The sequence below is a fragment of the Paenibacillus paridis genome, from assembly GCF_006345825.1.
GTDB lineage: Bacteria > Bacillota > Bacilli > Paenibacillales > Paenibacillaceae > Pristimantibacillus > Pristimantibacillus paridis.
Genome location: NZ_VCIX01000092.1, coordinates 643734 through 661766 on the forward strand (window position 1 = coordinate 643734; position 18033 = coordinate 661766).

At 43.3% G+C, this 18033-nt stretch carries 18 protein-coding genes; 15 read left to right on the forward strand and 3 right to left on the reverse strand.

Features of this window, described 5'->3' with window-relative positions:
- Window positions 1-135 precede the first annotated feature (135 nt).
- Together FJQ58_RS24660 and FJQ58_RS24665 are read left to right on the forward strand one after the other, a co-directional pair.
- Window positions 136-816 (forward strand): TetR/AcrR family transcriptional regulator, encoded by a 681-nt coding sequence (locus tag FJQ58_RS24660; RefSeq protein ID WP_139997442.1) that lies wholly within the window; start codon window positions 136-138, stop codon window positions 814-816.
- Window positions 817-949: 133 nt separating this feature from the next.
- Entirely contained in the window at window positions 950-1321 is a 372-nt protein-coding gene (locus FJQ58_RS24665; protein WP_139997443.1) for a hypothetical protein, read from the forward strand.
- 176 nt (window positions 1322-1497) lie between these two features.
- On the opposite strand, the gene FJQ58_RS24670 is transcribed toward FJQ58_RS24665, so the two are convergent.
- The gene (locus FJQ58_RS24670) at window positions 1498-2490 is read right to left on the reverse strand and encodes an SLAC1 anion channel family protein (protein ID WP_139997444.1); all 993 of its coding nucleotides are present in this window, start codon (window positions 2488-2490) and stop codon (window positions 1498-1500) included.
- 311 nt (window positions 2491-2801) lie between these two features.
- Here FJQ58_RS24670 and FJQ58_RS24675 point away from each other — a divergent pair, with 311 nt between their 5' ends.
- The gene (locus tag FJQ58_RS24675; protein WP_139997445.1) at window positions 2802-3254 is read left to right on the forward strand and encodes a MarR family winged helix-turn-helix transcriptional regulator; all 453 of its coding nucleotides are present in this window, start codon (window positions 2802-2804) and stop codon (window positions 3252-3254) included.
- Window positions 3255-3306: 52 nt separating this feature from the next.
- A complete protein-coding gene (locus tag FJQ58_RS24680) occupies window positions 3307-3726 on the forward strand; it encodes a GNAT family N-acetyltransferase (RefSeq protein WP_139997446.1) in 420 nt (139 codons plus the stop codon).
- A 1-nt stretch (window position 3727) separates the two neighbouring features.
- On the opposite strand, the gene FJQ58_RS24685 is transcribed toward FJQ58_RS24680, so the two are convergent.
- Window positions 3728-5083 (reverse strand): outer membrane protein assembly factor BamB family protein, encoded by a 1356-nt coding sequence (locus FJQ58_RS24685; protein ID WP_162341755.1) that lies wholly within the window; start codon window positions 5081-5083, stop codon window positions 3728-3730.
- Between the two features lie 362 nt (window positions 5084-5445).
- Here FJQ58_RS24685 and FJQ58_RS24690 point away from each other — a divergent pair, with 362 nt between their 5' ends.
- The 4 genes from FJQ58_RS24690 (at window position 5446) to FJQ58_RS24705 (ending at window position 8380) form a co-directional block, all read left to right on the forward strand.
- Window positions 5446-5973, forward strand: coding sequence for an RNA polymerase sigma factor (locus tag FJQ58_RS24690; RefSeq protein WP_139997448.1), 528 nt, complete (start codon window positions 5446-5448; stop codon window positions 5971-5973).
- Complete coding sequence (locus FJQ58_RS24695) at window positions 5945-6985, forward strand: DUF4179 domain-containing protein (protein ID WP_139997449.1); 1041 nt, start codon at window positions 5945-5947, stop codon at window positions 6983-6985. Before FJQ58_RS24690 ends, FJQ58_RS24695 begins: the two co-directional genes overlap by 29 nt.
- 367 nt (window positions 6986-7352) lie before the next feature.
- Window positions 7353-7817, forward strand: coding sequence for a WapI family immunity protein (locus FJQ58_RS24700; RefSeq protein ID WP_139997450.1), 465 nt, complete (start codon window positions 7353-7355; stop codon window positions 7815-7817).
- Between the two features lie 104 nt (window positions 7818-7921).
- A complete protein-coding gene (locus FJQ58_RS24705; RefSeq protein WP_139997451.1) occupies window positions 7922-8380 on the forward strand; it encodes a hypothetical protein in 459 nt (152 codons plus the stop codon).
- A 285-nt stretch (window positions 8381-8665) separates the two neighbouring features.
- Here FJQ58_RS24705 and FJQ58_RS24710 read toward each other — a convergent pair whose 3' ends face one another.
- The gene (locus FJQ58_RS24710; RefSeq protein ID WP_139997452.1) at window positions 8666-9397 is read right to left on the reverse strand and encodes an EcsC family protein; all 732 of its coding nucleotides are present in this window, start codon (window positions 9395-9397) and stop codon (window positions 8666-8668) included.
- 426 nt (window positions 9398-9823) lie between these two features.
- Here FJQ58_RS24710 and FJQ58_RS24715 point away from each other — a divergent pair, with 426 nt between their 5' ends.
- The 7 genes from FJQ58_RS24715 to FJQ58_RS24745 all read left to right on the forward strand — a co-directional run bounded on the left by FJQ58_RS24715 (window position 9824) and on the right by FJQ58_RS24745 (window position 18031).
- Window positions 9824-10486, forward strand: coding sequence for an MBL fold metallo-hydrolase (locus FJQ58_RS24715; protein ID WP_139997453.1), 663 nt, complete (start codon window positions 9824-9826; stop codon window positions 10484-10486).
- Window positions 10487-10560: 74 nt separating this feature from the next.
- Entirely contained in the window at window positions 10561-11061 is a 501-nt protein-coding gene (locus FJQ58_RS24720) for a hypothetical protein (protein WP_139997454.1), read from the forward strand.
- Window positions 11062-11273: 212 nt separating this feature from the next.
- On the forward strand, window positions 11274-12158 hold the full coding sequence (locus FJQ58_RS24725) for a carbohydrate ABC transporter permease (protein ID WP_139997455.1): 885 nt from the start codon (window positions 11274-11276) through the stop codon (window positions 12156-12158).
- A gap of 2 nt (window positions 12159-12160) precedes the next feature.
- Window positions 12161-13006, forward strand: coding sequence for a carbohydrate ABC transporter permease (locus FJQ58_RS24730; protein ID WP_420799864.1), 846 nt, complete (start codon window positions 12161-12163; stop codon window positions 13004-13006).
- Window positions 13007-13186: 180 nt separating this feature from the next.
- Complete coding sequence (locus FJQ58_RS24735) at window positions 13187-14950, forward strand: sensor histidine kinase (protein WP_162341757.1); 1764 nt, start codon at window positions 13187-13189, stop codon at window positions 14948-14950.
- A gap of 29 nt (window positions 14951-14979) precedes the next feature.
- Window positions 14980-16683: a response regulator transcription factor gene (locus FJQ58_RS24740; protein WP_162341759.1), complete on the forward strand. Its 1704-nt coding sequence runs from the start codon at window positions 14980-14982 to the stop codon at window positions 16681-16683.
- Window positions 16684-16738: 55 nt separating this feature from the next.
- Window positions 16739-18031 (forward strand): ABC transporter substrate-binding protein, encoded by a 1293-nt coding sequence (locus tag FJQ58_RS24745; RefSeq protein ID WP_139997459.1) that lies wholly within the window; start codon window positions 16739-16741, stop codon window positions 18029-18031.
- The last annotated feature ends 2 nt before the right edge of the window (window positions 18032-18033 follow it).

Sequence of the window (18033 nt, forward strand, 5' to 3'; positions counted from 1 at the left end):
GATCACTACTTTCTCAATTGTTTTTGAACTTCAATCTAACGGTGTTAGTTTGTATCTTACAGTGTTAGATGATATCATGAACCTATAAACCTGTAAAGGATAATCTTACACTGTTAGATAAAAGGGCGGATACCGATGAAAAAAAAGCAGCCTCAGATTTCGGAGGATAAGATTTTGGAAACCTCGTGGGAGCTTCTAGGAGAGGAAGGCATCGAGAAATTCAGCATGAGACGATTGGCCGACCGGCTGGGAATTCAGGCTCCTTCTCTATACTGGTATTTCAAGAGCAAGCAAAATCTCTACCAGCGTCTCGCGAACCAAGTATCAAAAATTATTTTGGAAGAGTTTTACTCTGAGGGGGATTGGAAGGAGCAACTGGAGGAGTTTGCGGTAACGGTACGGAATGTGCTCAGCCGATATCCCTGCTCCACTCAACTCATGATGCTGACGCTGCCTCTCGAACCGGACTTGATCCGGTTTACCAACCGAATGCTGCTTTGCATGGAAGCGACACCGCTTGAGCAGGAGCAGAAATTACAAGCGGTTCTTACGCTGGTGAACTATGTCTTTTACTTCGTTTTGGACAAATATCACCATCAGCGCATTTTCTCTGCTATGCTGAAGGAACAAGGAGCGCTTCGGGACGGGGACATGATCGGACTTTTGGACTCCATGAGCGAGACGGATGCGGGACTGTTCCGAGGGATGTACAAAAACGGACTGTTTAATCTAATTGGGACCGATGGAGCGTTTGAGTTCGGCTTGAAACTGATATTGCAGGGAATTGAGCAGGAGATAAAGAAACAAATTAAATAGTAACCTCATTTTGTATATAAAATACTGCTATCAGCAGGATTTAGCAATTTGCCAAGGAATAGTTGCTTTCCTTAGACTGCGATATTTGTAAGCGTGGGGCGAAAGTGCTTTAGTCTTTTAGGGGGTGTGTTTTATGAATAAAGATTTAAAATCCGACTTCATTGCTATTATTTTAGTCGTGTTGATTATTGGCGGCATCACCTTTAAAACCTATCTGCCTGACGCATTCGCTAGGAAGCCCGCTCTAACATTATCGCTTGAAGACGCAGGCAAGCGGTTAGAACGAATTATTACGTATAACGGATCGTACATTACTCGCTTGGACAGCCATGCTCTTGAACCAGACGTTTATGAAGCATTAGCCCATACGGTAAATGATTATGGGGCTTCAAATGATATTTTATTTGTAGCCGAACTAGTAGAAAAATATAATGAAGGTGGGAGCGTTGAGTATTTACGTGATGCGTTAGAGATAGTAAACGATATAAGAGAGCGAAATTTATAAATAAGCCGCTAAATTACGCAGTTTTGTATGATTACGATACAAAAAATAGGTCATGAAATTTTGCTTAATCTCAAATAAAATCTTTGTATGAAGCCTCTCGGCAGAATGCTGCAGGGAGGCTTCTTTCGTTTATACGCCTAATGATAAGGAAAAACATCTGAAAAATTATTCTGTTTTTATGAACCCGAACCACTAAGCAAACTCCCTTTAAACAATATGTGGATGGTTCGAATCAAGAGAACGGTTAAAACGATGCTTACAAAAGCTAGAATTATCGCTGCAATGATGATTAACAGCCAAGAATGCACAAATATAGCGTATTTTAAAGCGGCATTGCTGAGTGCAGCCATTGGAAAGCCTACAGCCCACCAAGAGGCGCTAAACCGAATTGATTTTTTGAAAATTTTGAAGAACAAGATGATGAACAAAAATAGTCCAAAGTAAAACAAGATGGAGGCGAACGAATCGATTCGCTGCTCGAAATTCGTATAGCCCAGAAAACCGACCTCAAACGGTGCAATCATGATCATTATGGATGGCGTTAATCCTGCAGGCAGTGGTGCCTGATGAATCAATCTAGACAAAATTAAAGTAAGGAAAATTAAAGCAATAATTCCTCCTATCGCGAGGGACAACAGATTTATTTCATGAACCCAAGGGAATGGAATCGTTCCGCTGGTAACAGCAATATTAAGGGTACCAACCACTGGAATGAGCAACGCCGGAAGCACGTTATGTGGATCGAGGCTTCCGTTCAACAAACGAGTTACGATGACCAAACTAAGCACTAAAGTGAGCACAGTTCCGAGGACCCAAATCAACTGGCCTGATTTCGGACTATAGGGAGCTATAATGGAGGATAGCAGCAAAATGGAAATCGTAATCGTGCCAAAAAAGTTACCTATAACCGGATGCGCAAATTCATCTTTTACTACTTGTGGATACAGAACCCATTTTGAAAGATAGCCTAAGCTTAAGGAAAAAAATACCAGAACGGCAACGATTCCAATGATATCGGCAATGGCGTGGGAAGTGCCAAATAAATTGCTTGCTTGTCTCCAAGCCAATGACAGACCTGAAATCCCCATAACTGACGCAAAGAGACTAACGGGAAGAAAGCGAACAGAACCGATGCTTTTTTGTTTTTGTACGGCAGACATGGTGTGCATGGATAATCACTGCTTTCTACTTTCGGATGCCTCATTATATGAAATCCTGAATTATAGATCAATATTCTCATTTCTATGAGGATGATAGATGAAACCTATAGTTTTGCGATAAGAAGCAAGCGAGATCACTCGTTATCACCCGAAAATAATGAAGGCAAGCTGCCTCTTCTGAAAAATAAAATATTTTGTTTCAACTTTTTGTATTTATTTTTTTTGTGAATATCGTCATAATGGATTCAATATTAATGACAAGCATACATACACTTATTATTGTTGTAAATGCAACGAAAAGCTGATGGGTAGGTGATTGAATGAAGGAAATACTCCGTGAGGTTGGAATGATCGCGAGGGCATTGGATTCCATTAGTAACATAGAGTTTAAGGAAATCGATCTTACAAAAGGACAGTATTTATATCTCGTTCGTATATACGAAAATCCGGGAATTATACAAGAAAAAGTAGCTGAGATGATAAAGGTTGACCGAACAACAGCATCACGTGCGATTCAAAAGCTTGAAATCCAAGGCTTTATTGAAAAGAGAGACGATGAAACGAACAAAAAAATTAAAAGGCTTTTTACAACTGAAAATGGCAAACAAGCGTACTCTTTTCTGAAGAGAGAAGGGGAGCACACAGACTCAATTGCTTTAGCGGGATTTTCTGAAAAAGATACAGAGAAATTATTTCACCTTCTGCAAAGGGTTAGAAAAAATATTGAGGTTGAGTGGGATTTCGTAAAGAAGGGAAATAAAAGACAGTATTGAATATGGAAAAAGCTTTATATTATGTAGCCAAAATAAAAGCGAGAGTGAAAATATGAATATAAGAGCAGCAAATCAATCAGACTATCCTGAATTAAGAATGGTCTATCTAGAATCTCGACGTAAAAGTTTTCATTGGGCAGTTGCAGAAGAAATGGCTTTAGAAGATTTTAATAAACATACGGTAGAAGAATATATCATTTTAGCAGAGAAAGATAATCACATCCTTGGATTTGCATCATTGTACTTGCCAGATGATTTTATACATCATCTATTTGTTCATCCAGACTTCTTAGGCAAGGATGTTGGTGGTCAATTGGTTAACGCCTCCATAGAAAAAATGAATAAACCAATCAGATTGAAATGTATATCCAAAAATCAAAAAGCAATGAAATTTTATGAATATAATGGTTGGAAGAAAGTTGTTGAAGAAGGTGCTCCACAAGAAAGATACTGGGTTATGGTATATGAATAAATTATTTTAAAGAAGAAGGTAATTTGACTCCAATTAATTTGCCGGGCGTCTGTATGATGAGGTATCCATCTTCTTTATGTAGATGATCATATTGACGCGCGCCTGTTTTTACTCGGAAGAGCGGTTTGCCTGAATCAAAATCGATCGCGTGCAGGATGCCATCGGTTTGTGCAAGATAGACACCTTTCCCATAGACCACCGTCTTAGCTGACGGGTTATCCCCAGTCCAGTTCATCTGTTGTCCGTTTACCGTTTTTATACTGAATAGCATCCCATTCTGCCAATTACCGAATAATATCCGACCGCGGTGAACTTTCTGAAGAGGGTATGAATTAAGATCATAGGTAGGCTCACTATAGGTCTGTAGAGGTTTGCCTTCCGGTTTATAATTTTTAAAATCATACCTTGCTATACTGCCATTCTGATGGATATAAAAATCATTTCCATCCAAGTAGAATGGTATATGAGTTCTATATTCATCTCTCGAACCTGCAATGACATCCCAGTTGTAAACACGACTGCCTTTTAGTTCGCCTGTTTTCACGTTAATGACGGAAATTGTAATGCTGCGCTCGGTATCATTAACCTCCTCTGATTGATTATTTTCTTTAACGAAGTACGCCAGCCCAGCTTCGATCTTGATCGGGAAGTCATGGTTAATCATTCCCCACAGCTTTTTTCCCGTTTTCTTGTCGATGGCATTCAGTTGCTGAGTGGTATTTGTTTCTTCATTTATGGAGATAGTTTGAAATAGAACGTCTCCTGCATCCATGATTCCTAAGCTGGTGTAATACGTTGCCTGGGGAGCGGTGTTCATCCATAGCTGCTTTCCGGTCTTCACATCGATTGCGATGGTATAATTATTTATCAGGGCATACAACGTTTCTCCGAAAACTTTGATATAATTCAGATTTTCAATCCTGATGCTTGACTGCCAAAGCTTTTTTTCGTTTGAAGCAGAAAGGGCATAGAGGCTCCCGTCACTTAAAGTCCCATAAACATTCCCTTCCTGATAGATAAACATAGGATATACATCATCTTTAAATGTCCAAATCGTTTTTCCTGTGTGAGCGTTCAGGGCGATCAATTTCTTATCTCTTAACGTGAAAATCTTACCCTCGCCCGTCATTGTAGAGTTAGCAGTAAGATAATATTTATCCCAATTATCAACTGTGTCGGACCAAGTTGGCTGGACAAATGGTGTCTGAATTCCTGGGTTCCCTATACCGAAAGATATAACCGGTTTCTCGGCATACACCTGACTAATTCCAATCTGATCGACAGTTTGTCCGATTTGAATGGAAATGAGCAAGGCAGAAGCTAAAAGTATTGTTCGAAGCATTAATTTTCTTTGCATGGATGAACCTCCTCTATTTTCCATATATTCACTTTACCTCATTATAAACGTAATCCCTCAGAAAATGTTGCCTCAATTGAAACTTGAAACCTAGCATAGGATTTAATCGTTTATGGAGATAAGAAATAAATTGATCATAGGCCATCACATAGAAGTACATGGAGAACAAGTACACAATCATGTAAAGTATTATTTACAAGCAAAATTAAAAGAGTAGTTCTCTAACCCTCCGAGCAATCGGAGGTTCTTTGCTTAATGGTGTGGCATGGTCGTAGATTGCCTTTATTTCAATAAATATAAAAATTTCATTTGTATAAGATATTTTCAAAATTTCGTTCGTGTTATATGTAGGAGGTGAATACATGGACAATCATGATTTAACGCGCACGGATAGTAAGTTTGCAGAAGTTTACGAGCGGAATATGGATATGGTTTACAGATTGTGTTTCGTCCTTTTGAAAAATACGGCTGATGCCGATGATGCAGTTCAATCGGTATTTTTGAAGCTATTCAAGCACAACAAAACTTTTTATGAACGTGAGCATGAAAAAGCATGGCTTATTGTGACGACCAAAAACACGTGTAAAGACGTATTAAAAAGCTGGTGGAGATCGCGCCGGGTTGATATAGACGCCTTGCCGGAAAAAACATACTGGGATCACGATGAGCAGCAGAGAGATATCCTGGAGAAATTGCTTAGGCTTCCCGAAAAATATAGAACGGTTTTATACCTTTATTATGTTGAGGATTATTCTGTAAAAGAAATAGCAAAACTATTGGATCGAAAAGAGAGCACATTGCAAACACAATTATCAAAAGGACGTTCACGCCTGAAGATTGAATTGGGAGGGAAATATAGGGATGGAAAACCGATTCAAGGAAGCATTTGAAACCATCAAACCAAATCAGGAACATAAGGACAAATTATGGCATGATTTGAAGTTAAAGATTGAATCCGAAACAATAGAGAAAAGAAGACCGTTGACCTGGAGGAATGTAAAATCTGCGATGCTGGCAGCAGCGGTCATGATCTGTTTGTTGACGACAACTGCTTTTGCAGCCAGCTATATGGGGCTGGATTTGAAGTTTTTGAACTTTCTAAACCCAGCGGATAGCGAGCAAAAACTCTATTTGGAAAACGGCGCTCATGCGGTGAACAAGCAAGCGGCAAACGAGAATGGAACCCTTGAAGTCAAACAAATTATCGGTGATAGTCATTTGATTTATATCTTAATGGATTTCACCGCACCGGAAGGTATCGTTCTGGATGCAAAACGCTATCGTTTTGAGTCATACTTAAGTTTTGATAAACGTAGTTCATATAGCGGTTCCATCGGTTTTGACTTATTGGACGACGACAATCCAATTGATAATAAAATTAGTCTAATGATGAGCTATCTTACGTCGACTAAAGACATCGCAGGAAGTCCTGTTACATTGCTGGTTAGTAATTTAGAGGCGGCAGATTTTTATCCCGATGTATATAAAAAAATTAATTCTGGCTCATGGAAAATGAATTTCAATTTGGATTATAAGGATATTTCAACCACGTATCCGATAAATCAGGGTATAGAATTGTATAACTACGAAGGATCATTATCATCCATCTCCATCTCGCCGATTTCCGTAACCATAAAAATAGAAAGTCCGTATACCAAAGAAATTTCTGAGGCGGCAAACCTCTCCTCGCGAGAAATAGGATTAAATGAGTATGAGGACAGTTATCCGATCACCATTCATTATAAAGATGGAACTTCGGAAACAACGGCTGTGTTTAAGGGGATGACCTCAGGAGATCTAATCACTAACACGATAACGATCGTAAAACCATTTACCCCCATTATCAATGATAAAGAAATAAAATCGGTTGAGTTCTTTGGTACGATTTTTCCCATGAATTAAAATGATCTTGATATGAAGACTTTAACCCTTTGCTATTAGGTTAACGGGGGGAAAGTATGTTGAAACATGGGAGAGCTTGCTACGGTAGCTGCTCCCGTTTTATTTATTAAGCCAATCGGGATGCATTACAAATAATGATTCCTGTTTAGTGCAGCCAATGGTAATATTTATTTAATATTTAGTGTGGGAGTTTGGAGAATAGGATGATTAATTGAGCTAACAAATACATAGAAAATGGAGGGGGAAATGAGTTTATTAGCCATGCTGAAACAATATCGCTTAAAAGCTAACGGGGCGTTTTCTTAGATAAAATTATGAAATTAATATGGAGCAGTAGTTACATCTACTACGAAAAGAGTTGATTTATGTGAAAGGCTTCGTTATTCGAGGAAAACTTGGGTGTTATTTACAAATTACTTTAGATGAATTATTTGGTTTTCCGAAAACGACAAGCCATTTTGGTGGTTACGATGTTAAAGGAACCGTAGAGATAAAAAGTGGAAGCTATTTTGTAATGGGAGAATTATGGTTTTCAACTGGAGAAATTTACTTGTTCTATAATCAACTAGTCCAGTGTTACAAGGATTTAGAAGGAGTAGCCAAATTTTGTTCTTCAGAAACTAATCTTGAATTTGAGATTAAATTCAGAAATCGAGGGCAGGTTTTCATACAGGGTGCTTACAAGGAATTTGAAAGTCTGGATAATGAGCTTAAGTTTGAAATTGAAAGTAATCAAAGCTTTTATTTAGAGACGCTTGAAGGATTGCGAGAGATCGTAAATCTTTATGGTGACCTAAAAGGTGTGAATGATAGTAATTCATCATTTGGTTGAAGAGCAGCCTAACACATATGTTAATGTTTAACCGAGGCATAACGGGGTGAAATCATCGAATTAATAAAAGAAATAAAAGGAATTGAAGAAAGGCAGTGGATTAGATGGGGACCGATATTCATGTATATATCGAGCAGAGAATAAATAAAGATCAGACTGAATGGATTAGTGTAGATGAATGGCTATATACCCCTTACTTAGGGGGAGTAGGCGTTCAAAAACATTTATGGGAAGATAGAAATTATCTATTATTTGCGATACTAGCAGATGTGAGAAATAGATATAATATCCATCCCATATCGTTACCAAAGGGACTTCCTGACAATGCAAGCCCAGAAGTGAAAAATCAAAGCGACATAGAAAACGAGGACGCACATACAAGAAGTTGGTTAACTCTAAAAGAACTCCTCGAATATGATTGGATGCAAAAAATGGAGGATGACAATAACGAAATGTTTTCTCTTGAAGCGCTGGTTATCCCATTTGTTAATGAATTTATCCCGCGTTTAAGTGAAATAGGCGAGCCTGAGAATGTCCGGATGGTCTTTTGGTTTGATAATTGAGGGTGTTTGTGAATATTCGCCTTCTGCTAATGCAGTATCCAAGGAAGCTAATGCTTGCGCTACTCCATGGGGCCATCATAATGCTCCAGCAGCCACTGAACCGCTTCATAGCCTAAAAGTCCACTTACACCTCTAACCAAAACCGTTTCTTTTGTTGTACTCATGATTTATTCCTCCTGAAAAAAAATTACAACCACTACCGCTTTCAACAATAACAAAACGCTACTGGCAACGGCTTGTCAGTAGCGTTTTAAGTCTTTTACCCAAAGTCTCCGTGCTCCTTAATTAACCATTGTTCAATCTTCGCAACCGATAAGCGTTCATTGCCGATTCGCGAAGCTCCTCGAGAATGGTGTAATTTGCCCAAGCGCCTGCCACTGCCCCAATCCCCGGTACCATCTGCAGCATTTTCCGAAAGTCGATTGCATCCCTGTATTCCTTCTGGAACGTCTCCCAGTCCATGCTCTTGGAATACTCGGTATTCGAAGCCCACTGCTCCTTCTCCGTATCCCACTGCTTAATGACGTTCAACAGTGCGGCACGCTGCTTTGGTCCAGAGAACGCCATTTGAAACACCTTAAGGATGAAAACACGCTCGGAAAAATGCTTCGTGTCGAAGCCGTAGACATGAGCCAGTTCGAATAAAAATTTCATCTTGATCGCGATGAGCGCAGGGAAGTCCACGATATTAAGCACGATGCCTCCCGCTCCAGTCCCTGCGCCTTCGGCGGTTGCGATTTTTTGGTATAAGGAAAACAACCGTTTGGCTTCTTGATCGGCGATTTCTAGTGAAAGGGTTTGTTGTACCGGTCTCTTAGGCGTATATTCTGATCCGAACAGCGCTGTAAGCACAATTGACTTTATGGTGGTCGTAATGACGTCGTGCATCTTGGGCGGAATTAAGTCGTTAATTCGCTTACCTATCGACTTTGATGTTCTCTCCAACCATCCGGGTGGCTTAAAAAAACTATGCTCCCAATCGACGATTTCATCGTACACTTTCTGTTCGTAATTCATTGCCAATCGCTCCTCCAAAAGGTTTGGCTATATTGTACCGGAGAACTTAGCGATTTAGAACGGACTGCAGCAGGTGGCGGAACAAGACCAAAGTCGTGGACGCTTCAAAATTCTAACCTGTGAAGGGAATGCTTAATTTTAAGCGTTGCGTATCTTTTGTTAGCTATGAATCGTTTTCTATATGTTTGAGAGGGGAATTTGATCGACAGCTTAGGTTCCATGAGGCATTGGCGATGGAGTTAACGAATACGAACAGCGGGATGTATTATTTTTCTACGACGAATGTATTTGATGGGAATTTCTCAAAACCGCATATGGAAACGGACTTGTCTATTTCTAATTCGGATTAATGAAGAAATTATTTCTTATCTATTGGATACATAAGAAGAACGCAAGTATGATTTTACGATAGGGAGGTTTGAATTTATGGAAATAGCTAAGGGAGTAGCGATGCTTCAACTGGATTTTCATGGGAATAGGATTCACCCAACGCTTTTGTGGGATGATGAAACGGCCGTATTAATTGACACAGGATTTCCAGGGCAAATGGAAGATTTGCGTGTCGCCATACAACAAGCTGGAGTGTCGATCAACAAACTACATGCCGTGATTTTGACGCATCAGGATATGGATCATATCGGGTGCCTTCCGGAAATCTTGAAGTTGCCCAGCCAACGCGTTAACGTATATGCTCACGAACTGGATAAGCCTTATATTCAAGGGGAGATGCCGCTCATAAAAGACGCTCACATGGAGAATCCACCGAAGGGTAAGGTAGATGAAACTTTGATCGACGGGCAGGTGCTTCCGGTTTGCGGCGGGATTCGCGTCATTCACACTCCTGGGCATACTCTCGGACACATCAGCCTTTATTTAGAGCGAAGCAAGATTCTCATTGCCGGGGATTCGATGTACAGTGTAGATGGGAAGTTGGGTGGCGTTCATGCTCCAACCACAATAGATATGCAAGCGGCACGCCAATCTCTGAAAAAATTCACAGCTCTTGAACTTGCAGCGGTTGTCTGTTACCACGGAGGATTAAGCAGTATAAATATAAATGAGCAGATACAAGCACTTGCTAAGCTTTGATACCATTAACCAGTCGCAACTTTCCTACAAGCAATGCCGTCTTATTATTATCTGTTAAATAAAGGAATGATATCATGCTTAAAGTGACCGCGGCTTCCATCCTATTGGCAAGCTTCATCCTCCTGTCTGCATGCGCAGCAGAGGGGAGTACACGAGTAAATGAAACTACTATTGGCGTAAACACATCTGAGCAGGAGGATATCTCACAGTTTGAATCGGGCATGTTCATCGATTTGAAAGCTTACGAAGATCAGTTGGCTGACAGGCAGATGCCAGTGCTTACTGCACTTAAAAATAATCTCGTAGCATTGGTTGAGCATAGCCATAACAATTATAAAGCCGGCTTTGTGACTGAAAATCTGGCCGAAGCTATGAAGTATTATTACGGAGAGCAATTCCATTATCGGTTTACAGAAATTGAAAGCATAATTCCGAATCCGAAAAACGACCATTTGCATATTACTGTGCTCGGACAACGTTTAGATACGACTGCCCAGACGATAGAAGATGTTAAAATGATGTACGCTATTGGACAAAACGATCAGGGAGATTGGGTTATTTATACGATCGATTGATTGTGAGACTTTGTCATCATCGTACAACGGACGGACCGACCGCACAATGCCCCCTAAGCAGATCCCCATGGAATTAACTGTTCACTCCGCTTTTTTAATTCATCCAAAATTGAAAGAAATCGCACGTCTCTCTCATTTCAACGATGTTGGCCAACCTCTATAATGGCAATAACCGAGGTTGGTCAGACAAAACGTGAGAAAGAGGTGCAGCCATGAAGTCTTATGCGAATATAACGGGATATTTATTTATATCCCCGTTTTTGTTCGGCTTTTTTTTGTTAACGCTATATCCGGCACTGCAATCATTGTATTTTTCGTTTACCGATTATTCGCTACTGGAGGCAGGGAGCTGGGTAGGGACAGACAATTACACGAGAATGTTTACGGCCGATCCCAATTTTGCAAAATCGCTGGGGATTACGTTCACGTATGTCATTTTCGCCGTTCCCCTCAAGCTGCTGTTTGCTTTGCTCGTAGCAATCGTACTCAATAAGCAGATCAAAGGGATGTCTTTCTACCGCACCATCATGTATTTGCCTTCCCTTATCGGAGGAAGCATCGCAGTTGCCGTGTTATGGAAAAATATATTTGGAGCAGAAGGCTTCATCAGCAAGCTGCTTGCCTTGATTGGCATTGAAAATATGAGTCTGGTGACGAATCCGGATACCGCGCTTAGCACGCTCGTTCTGCTACAGGCATGGCAGTTCGGTTCGGCAATGATTATTTTTCTGGCAGGATTGAAACAAATACCAAAGGAATTATATGAAGCATCCGCCGTGGACGGGGCAAGCAAGGTTAGACAGTTTTTCAGTGTGACGCTTACGATGCTCTCGCCGGTCATTTTGTTTAATCTGATTCTTGGACTCATTGGCTCGTTCCAAATGTTTACGCAGGCTTTTATTATTACAAAAGGCGGCCCGTTAAAATCGACGTATATGTACGCGCTCTATTTATACGAGAAGGCATTTGGCGCTTTCCAAATGGGCTACGCTTCTGCCCTTGCCTGGGTTCTTCTGCTTATCATCGCAGCGGCTACCGCGCTTAACTTTGCCATTTCGAAGTATTGGGTCTTCTATGAGAGCGAAGGGGGCAAATGAACATGTCGAGCTTGAAGCGGATGAAAAATCGGAATCTCCCAACGCATATTATTCTAATCCTTGTTTGCGTGGTTATGATTTATCCTATCGTATGGTGGCTGGGCGCCTCGCTGAAAACCAATGCGGAAATGAGCCTGCCGGGTATCTTCCCGAACGATCCGCAGTGGAGCAATTATGTGAAGGGCTGGACGGCAATTCCGGATTATTCGTTTACCCGTTTCTTTACGAACACCTTTATTATTGAGCTGTTCAGCGTGGCGGGCTCCGTTGCTTCTGCGAGCTTGGTCGCCTTTGGCTTCGCCAGAATATCGTTTAAGTACAGCAAGCTTTGGTTTGCCCTACTGATGCTGACGATGATGATCCCTTCGCAGGTGATTGTGATTCCGCAGTATGTGATGTTTTTTAATTTGGATTGGATCAATACGTATTTGCCGATTATTGTGCCCCATTTCTTCGGGGGAGGCGGCTTCTTCGTCTTCTTGCTCGTCCAATTCATTCGCAGCATTCCGCGGGAGCTTGATGAATCGGCCAAAATCGACGGCTGTACGACGTTCGGCATTTATTACCGGATCATCATGCCGCTGGTTAAGCCGGCGCTTGTCACCGTAGCCATTTATTCCTTTCTATGGACATGGGACGATTTTTTCCAACAGCTGCTGTATATCAACAGTGTGGAGAAATTCACGGTAGGACTGGCCCTCCGTTTATTTATGGATTCGCAGTCGACGGTGGAATGGGGACAAATGCTGTCCATGTCGCTGCTCTCCATCATTCCTTCGGTTATTGTGTTCTTTTTGGCACAGAAGCAATTTATTGAAGGCATTGCCACGACTGGGCTAAAGGGGTAATACTATATAGATTCGATTTAAAAGTGCAATGGACAGAGAGTCGCTTTTTTCCGTATGCTCGATGATGTATTAACGTCAGGAGGCTACGGACCAGAAAAAGCGATTTCTTTTGTCCATTTTGTCATCTTGTTAAAGCTATGCTTATGGCCGGTTGGGCCGGCGCGGGAGGTCATTTTTTTTATGTTACGAAATCCATTCAAAACGTACCGCATGAGCAGCTTGTATATGCTTACGTTCGGCAGCTTTTTGGTTCTGTTTCTTATTCTGCTTATGGGCGTAAGCTACCAAGTTACCACTGCTTATATGTCCAAGCAGGTATCCGTCTATCAGCAGGAGCTGCTGGACGAGGTTGGCAAGCGGATCGATGCGAAGATGACATCCGTGGAGCAGGTGGCATTGTCGATTACCAGAAATGAAGCGCTACTAAGTTATTTGAAAAACAAGCAAGCCGATATGTACAGTCGCAAATTGGCGCAGCAAGAGTTAGGGTATTATTTGTCCAATATTGTGTACAGCTGGAATGATGTGCTTAGCTCCGTCCATGTATATATGCACGATCCGCTGCCATCAGTCGGATTGCCGGCCGCCTTCGAGGAGATGGGCGATTTGCCGCAGGAGCCGTGGTATGCGCTCGTCAATCAAAGCGATTATGCATGGATCGGTGAACGGGAGGTTGCGGCTTCGGATCAGAATAAGCAAGTGATCAGCTTTGCGCAAAAGATTTATTCCGACACCAATCAGTTTATCGGCGTGTTAGTCCTTGGCGTGAAGCCGCAGGCGGTGGTGGATTCGCTGCTTAATGAAAGCAACCAGAGCCGCGGCATCAAGCGCGTGCTGATGGGCAACGGCCAGCAGATGATTACGAATGCAGGCTTCATGGAGGAAGACAGGTCATGGCTGCAGGACATGCTCCAGGCTTACTATACGAAACCGAGTGATTTAAACGGGAGGAAGGTTGAACGGGGCGAACGTTATTTTGTCACCGAGTCGGGGGATCGAAATGCCCAGTGGCAGGTCATTCAATTCACGCCGATGAAGGGGATTTCCGAAGATAGCTCCAGAATCGCTTTGATGCTGGGAGCGATTGGTGTTGCAGCTATCCTAATCGCCTATGGCTTCACATTTCTCTTTTCCCGGCAGTTTATGAAGCCGATTATGACATTGAAACAGGGAATGGACCGTTTTTCGGTCGATCGCCTGAAATCAGAAATGCCGCGCGATTACACGAATGAGTTCGGCATCTTGTTCCGCGGCTATGATGCTTTAACCGAACGGGTGACCGAGCTGTATGCTCATCAGGAGCTGCAATTTATCAAGCAGAAGGAATTGGACGTCAAAGCGCTTCAAGCGATGATTAATCCTCATTTCTTGTACAATACGCTGGATCAAATCAATTGGATGGCCATAGAGGCGAATCAGCCGAAAATCAGCGAAGTCTTGGAGCTGGTGGGCAAAATGTTCCGAATCGGCTTGTCGAACGGCGATACGATCGTAACGGTAAGGGAGGAGCTTGCTTACATAGGAAGCTACCTGCAGATTCAGCAAATTCGGATGGAGCCCTTCAAGCTCGATGTGGCTATCGAGGTGCCTCCAGAGCTCGAATCCTATGCCATGCCTAAGGTGCTGCTTCAGCCGATCGTCGAAAATGCAGTCATGCACGGTTTTCACGGACGCGAAAGCGGAGCTGTGCATATTCGGGTAGTCGAGCATAAAGAAGGAATCGCGTTTGTTGTTCAAGATAATGGAAACGGATTTCAGCCTAAGCAAGACCATTGGCCGCAGCATCAGAAGACGATCGGCGGTTACGGTATCCGGAACGTAGAGGAACGCATTGAGGCATTGTTTGGGGTCCCCTATGGCATTCAAGTGGCAAGCGAGCCTGGGGAAGGCGCGGCAGTTACGGTCCTCATTCCCAAGCGGGATCGAACCAGCTACTATCGTTAATTCTTTTAATCGTCCTAGGAGGAATGAGCATGTGGAGAGCAGTTATTATTGAAGATGAGCAAAAGATCATCCAGATTATGCGCGGAATCGCAATTTGGGAGGAGCTTGGCATAGAGGTGGTCGGCGACGCGCAAAACGGCGAAGCCGGCTTGGCGCTCATTTTGGCGGAGCAACCGGATATCGTGATTACGGATATTTACATGCCGGTTATGAATGGGCTAGCCATGATCGAACAGCTTCGCGAGCAGCAATTCGCAGGAAAAATCATTGTGCTGTCAGGTTATTCAGATTTTGAATATGCCAGACAGGCGCTTCGTCTCCAGGTGGATGATTATTTGAATAAGCCGATCTCGTTAACGACGATGAAGGAGGTATTGTCCAAATCGATCGCAGACCTGGAGATGCTCATGAATGAACAGCAGCAGAACGAGAAATTAAAGGAAAAGCTGACGGTTTATGAGCCCTATGTCCAAAGAAAGTGGATGAATTATGTTGTGACAGGCAGCCGCGATGCCGATTTTGGCGGTATTGAAGAGATGAATCGAAAGTTTAGCGCTTGGCCGCACAAGGGGCATCTTGTCCTTGTTTTTGAGATGGTAAGGACGGAGCGAATAAGCAAGCTCTCGATCGTTGACCATAATTTATTTTATTTTGCGCTGAGCAATATTATTGAGGAGCTCGCTGCCGAGAGCTGGCCGGAATCGGAACTTGTCGAGCTGTACAGCCATCATTGCGCGCTGCTGCTGCATGCAAACGGCGATATTGCCGGGGAAATAGCGGAATCCAAGGCTGTTAACCTTGCCGAGCGTATCGCTCATGCCGTCTATTCTTTCTTGAAAATCGAAATCATCGTGGGCATTGGCGGCGTCAAGCAAGAATGGCGTGAGATCGCTACCTCTACGGAGGAAGCCTTTAACGCGATTTATTTCAAAAACCGTCGCTTAAGCACGGAACATAAGGTGTATATGCTCCCGGAGTCGTTTGCCAAGGAGGAATACCAGCCTTACCAGCAGCTCAAGCAAGGCATCTATCCGTTCAAAATGTATCAGGAGCTGTCGGAGGCAGTCTCGCATGCTCAAATTGAACAAGCGATTGCCATCATTCAGCGATTCATCATTCAGCAGGACGGCATGAACAACATACCGACTGCTTATTTTCGCCACTTTTGTACCGAGCTGTGGGGGATTATCGCACATGCTTTATCGCAGGCAGGCATCGCCCAAGAGCAGCTTCAAACCAACGATGAGGCTTATGCGGCGATCGAATCGATGAACACGGTCAAAGAAATGGAGCTATGGCTGATCGGCCAGCTGCAGCAGATCGGGACGCAATTTCATGCCAATACGAATGTAAAGCATCTACAAGCTGTCGAATTTATCATCAAATACGTGCATGAGAACTATGAAAAAGAGCTGACGTTAACGGATATCGCGAACGAGATCGGCATGTCGCGCAGCTATTTGAGCCATATTTTCAAAAAAACGACCGACGACACGTTCAATACTTATTTAACCAAGGTACGGATGGAAAAGGCGAAGGCGCTCATTGTAGAAGGCAAGCTTCTAATCTATGAGGTAGCGGACCGAGTGGGATACAAGAACGTCCCTTATTTCAGCACTTTATTTAAAAAACATACGGGAATGAACCCGACGCAGCTGTTTGAAACGTATAATTCCGCATTTTCGTCAAATAGTGAAAATAATCGGACATCCCCCTCGTATCCAGCCCAATAGCGCTATGTTACCATTCGATTGTATCCATTCAAACATCTAAGGAGGGGCTTAAAAGATGAAAACGAAAAGATGGCTGACGGTCGTATTGGCAGCGGCTTTGGCGGTTTCGCTGGCGGCTTGCGGCGGGAAAAATGAGAATGCCGCCGGGGAAGCCACAGGAGCAGGAGAAAATCAGGATATCAAATTAAGAGTCATGTGGTGGGGTTCGCAAACTCGTCACGACGCAACGCTCAAAGCAATCAAGCTGTACGAGGAGCAGAACCCGAACGTGAAGATTGTATCGGAATATTCGGGCTGGGACGGCTATTGGGACAAGCTTGCAACGCTGTCTGCCGCTCGGAATATGCCAGATATCTTCCAAATGGACGCCTCTTATCTAGGCGATTATGCTACACGCAGCCAGCTGCTGGATTGGAGCGGCGCAGATTTGTCCAAGCTCGATGCCAAGTTGCTTGAAACAGGAGCGATAGAAGGCAAGCAGGTGGCGCTTCCGGCAGGAAGAAACAGTTATGGCCTTGTATATAACAAAGCACTCTTCGCGCAATATGGGATTGAGGAGCCGAAGGAAGGCTGGAGCTGGGATGATTTCTTTGCGATGGCCCGTGACGCGCGCTCGAAATTGCCGGACGGCGTCTATCTCTCAAGGGACTTCTCCGCAGGTGAGCTTGAATACCGAGCTTATCAGCATGCCCAAGGCAAAGGCCCTTTCTATGTCGACAACAAATTGAATATGGATAAGGACACCTGGATGGAATGGTCCGGCATTTGGAGCGAGAGCCGCAAAAACAAGCTCGTTGCACCGGCTGAGCAAACCATTTCAGACGTGGAGCTAGACACGCAGTTTGATTCTCTTGTGAAAGGCTCGGTGCTCATGAAAGGAACCCATTCCTCGCAGATTGCTGCCTATGACAGCCTATTGCCAGGCAAGCTTGGCGTGACGGCTTTCCCTTCTGGCAAGGAAGCAGGTGGCTGGCTTAAGCCAACCTTTTACTGGTCGATCAGCGCGGGTACGAAGCAGGCCGAAGAATCCAAGAAGTTTGTCCTGTGGCTGCTCAACGATCCGGAAGCCGGGAAAATTTTGAAGACGGAGCGGGGTACTCCGGTATCCGATGAAGTCATGGCTGCCATTGAGCCGGATCTGACTGATGCGGATAAGCTTGGCCAGCAGATGCTAGAGAAAATCGCGAAGAACGCTCAGCCGTTTACGGCGCAGCCGCCGGGCTATAATGATTTTGGGCGGGACATGAACAATACGATTCAAAGCGTGATATTTAACAAAATGACGCCAGAGAAGGCATTTGAAACGATACAGAAGCTCGCTGCCGATACGGAGGCCAGCTTGAAATAGAG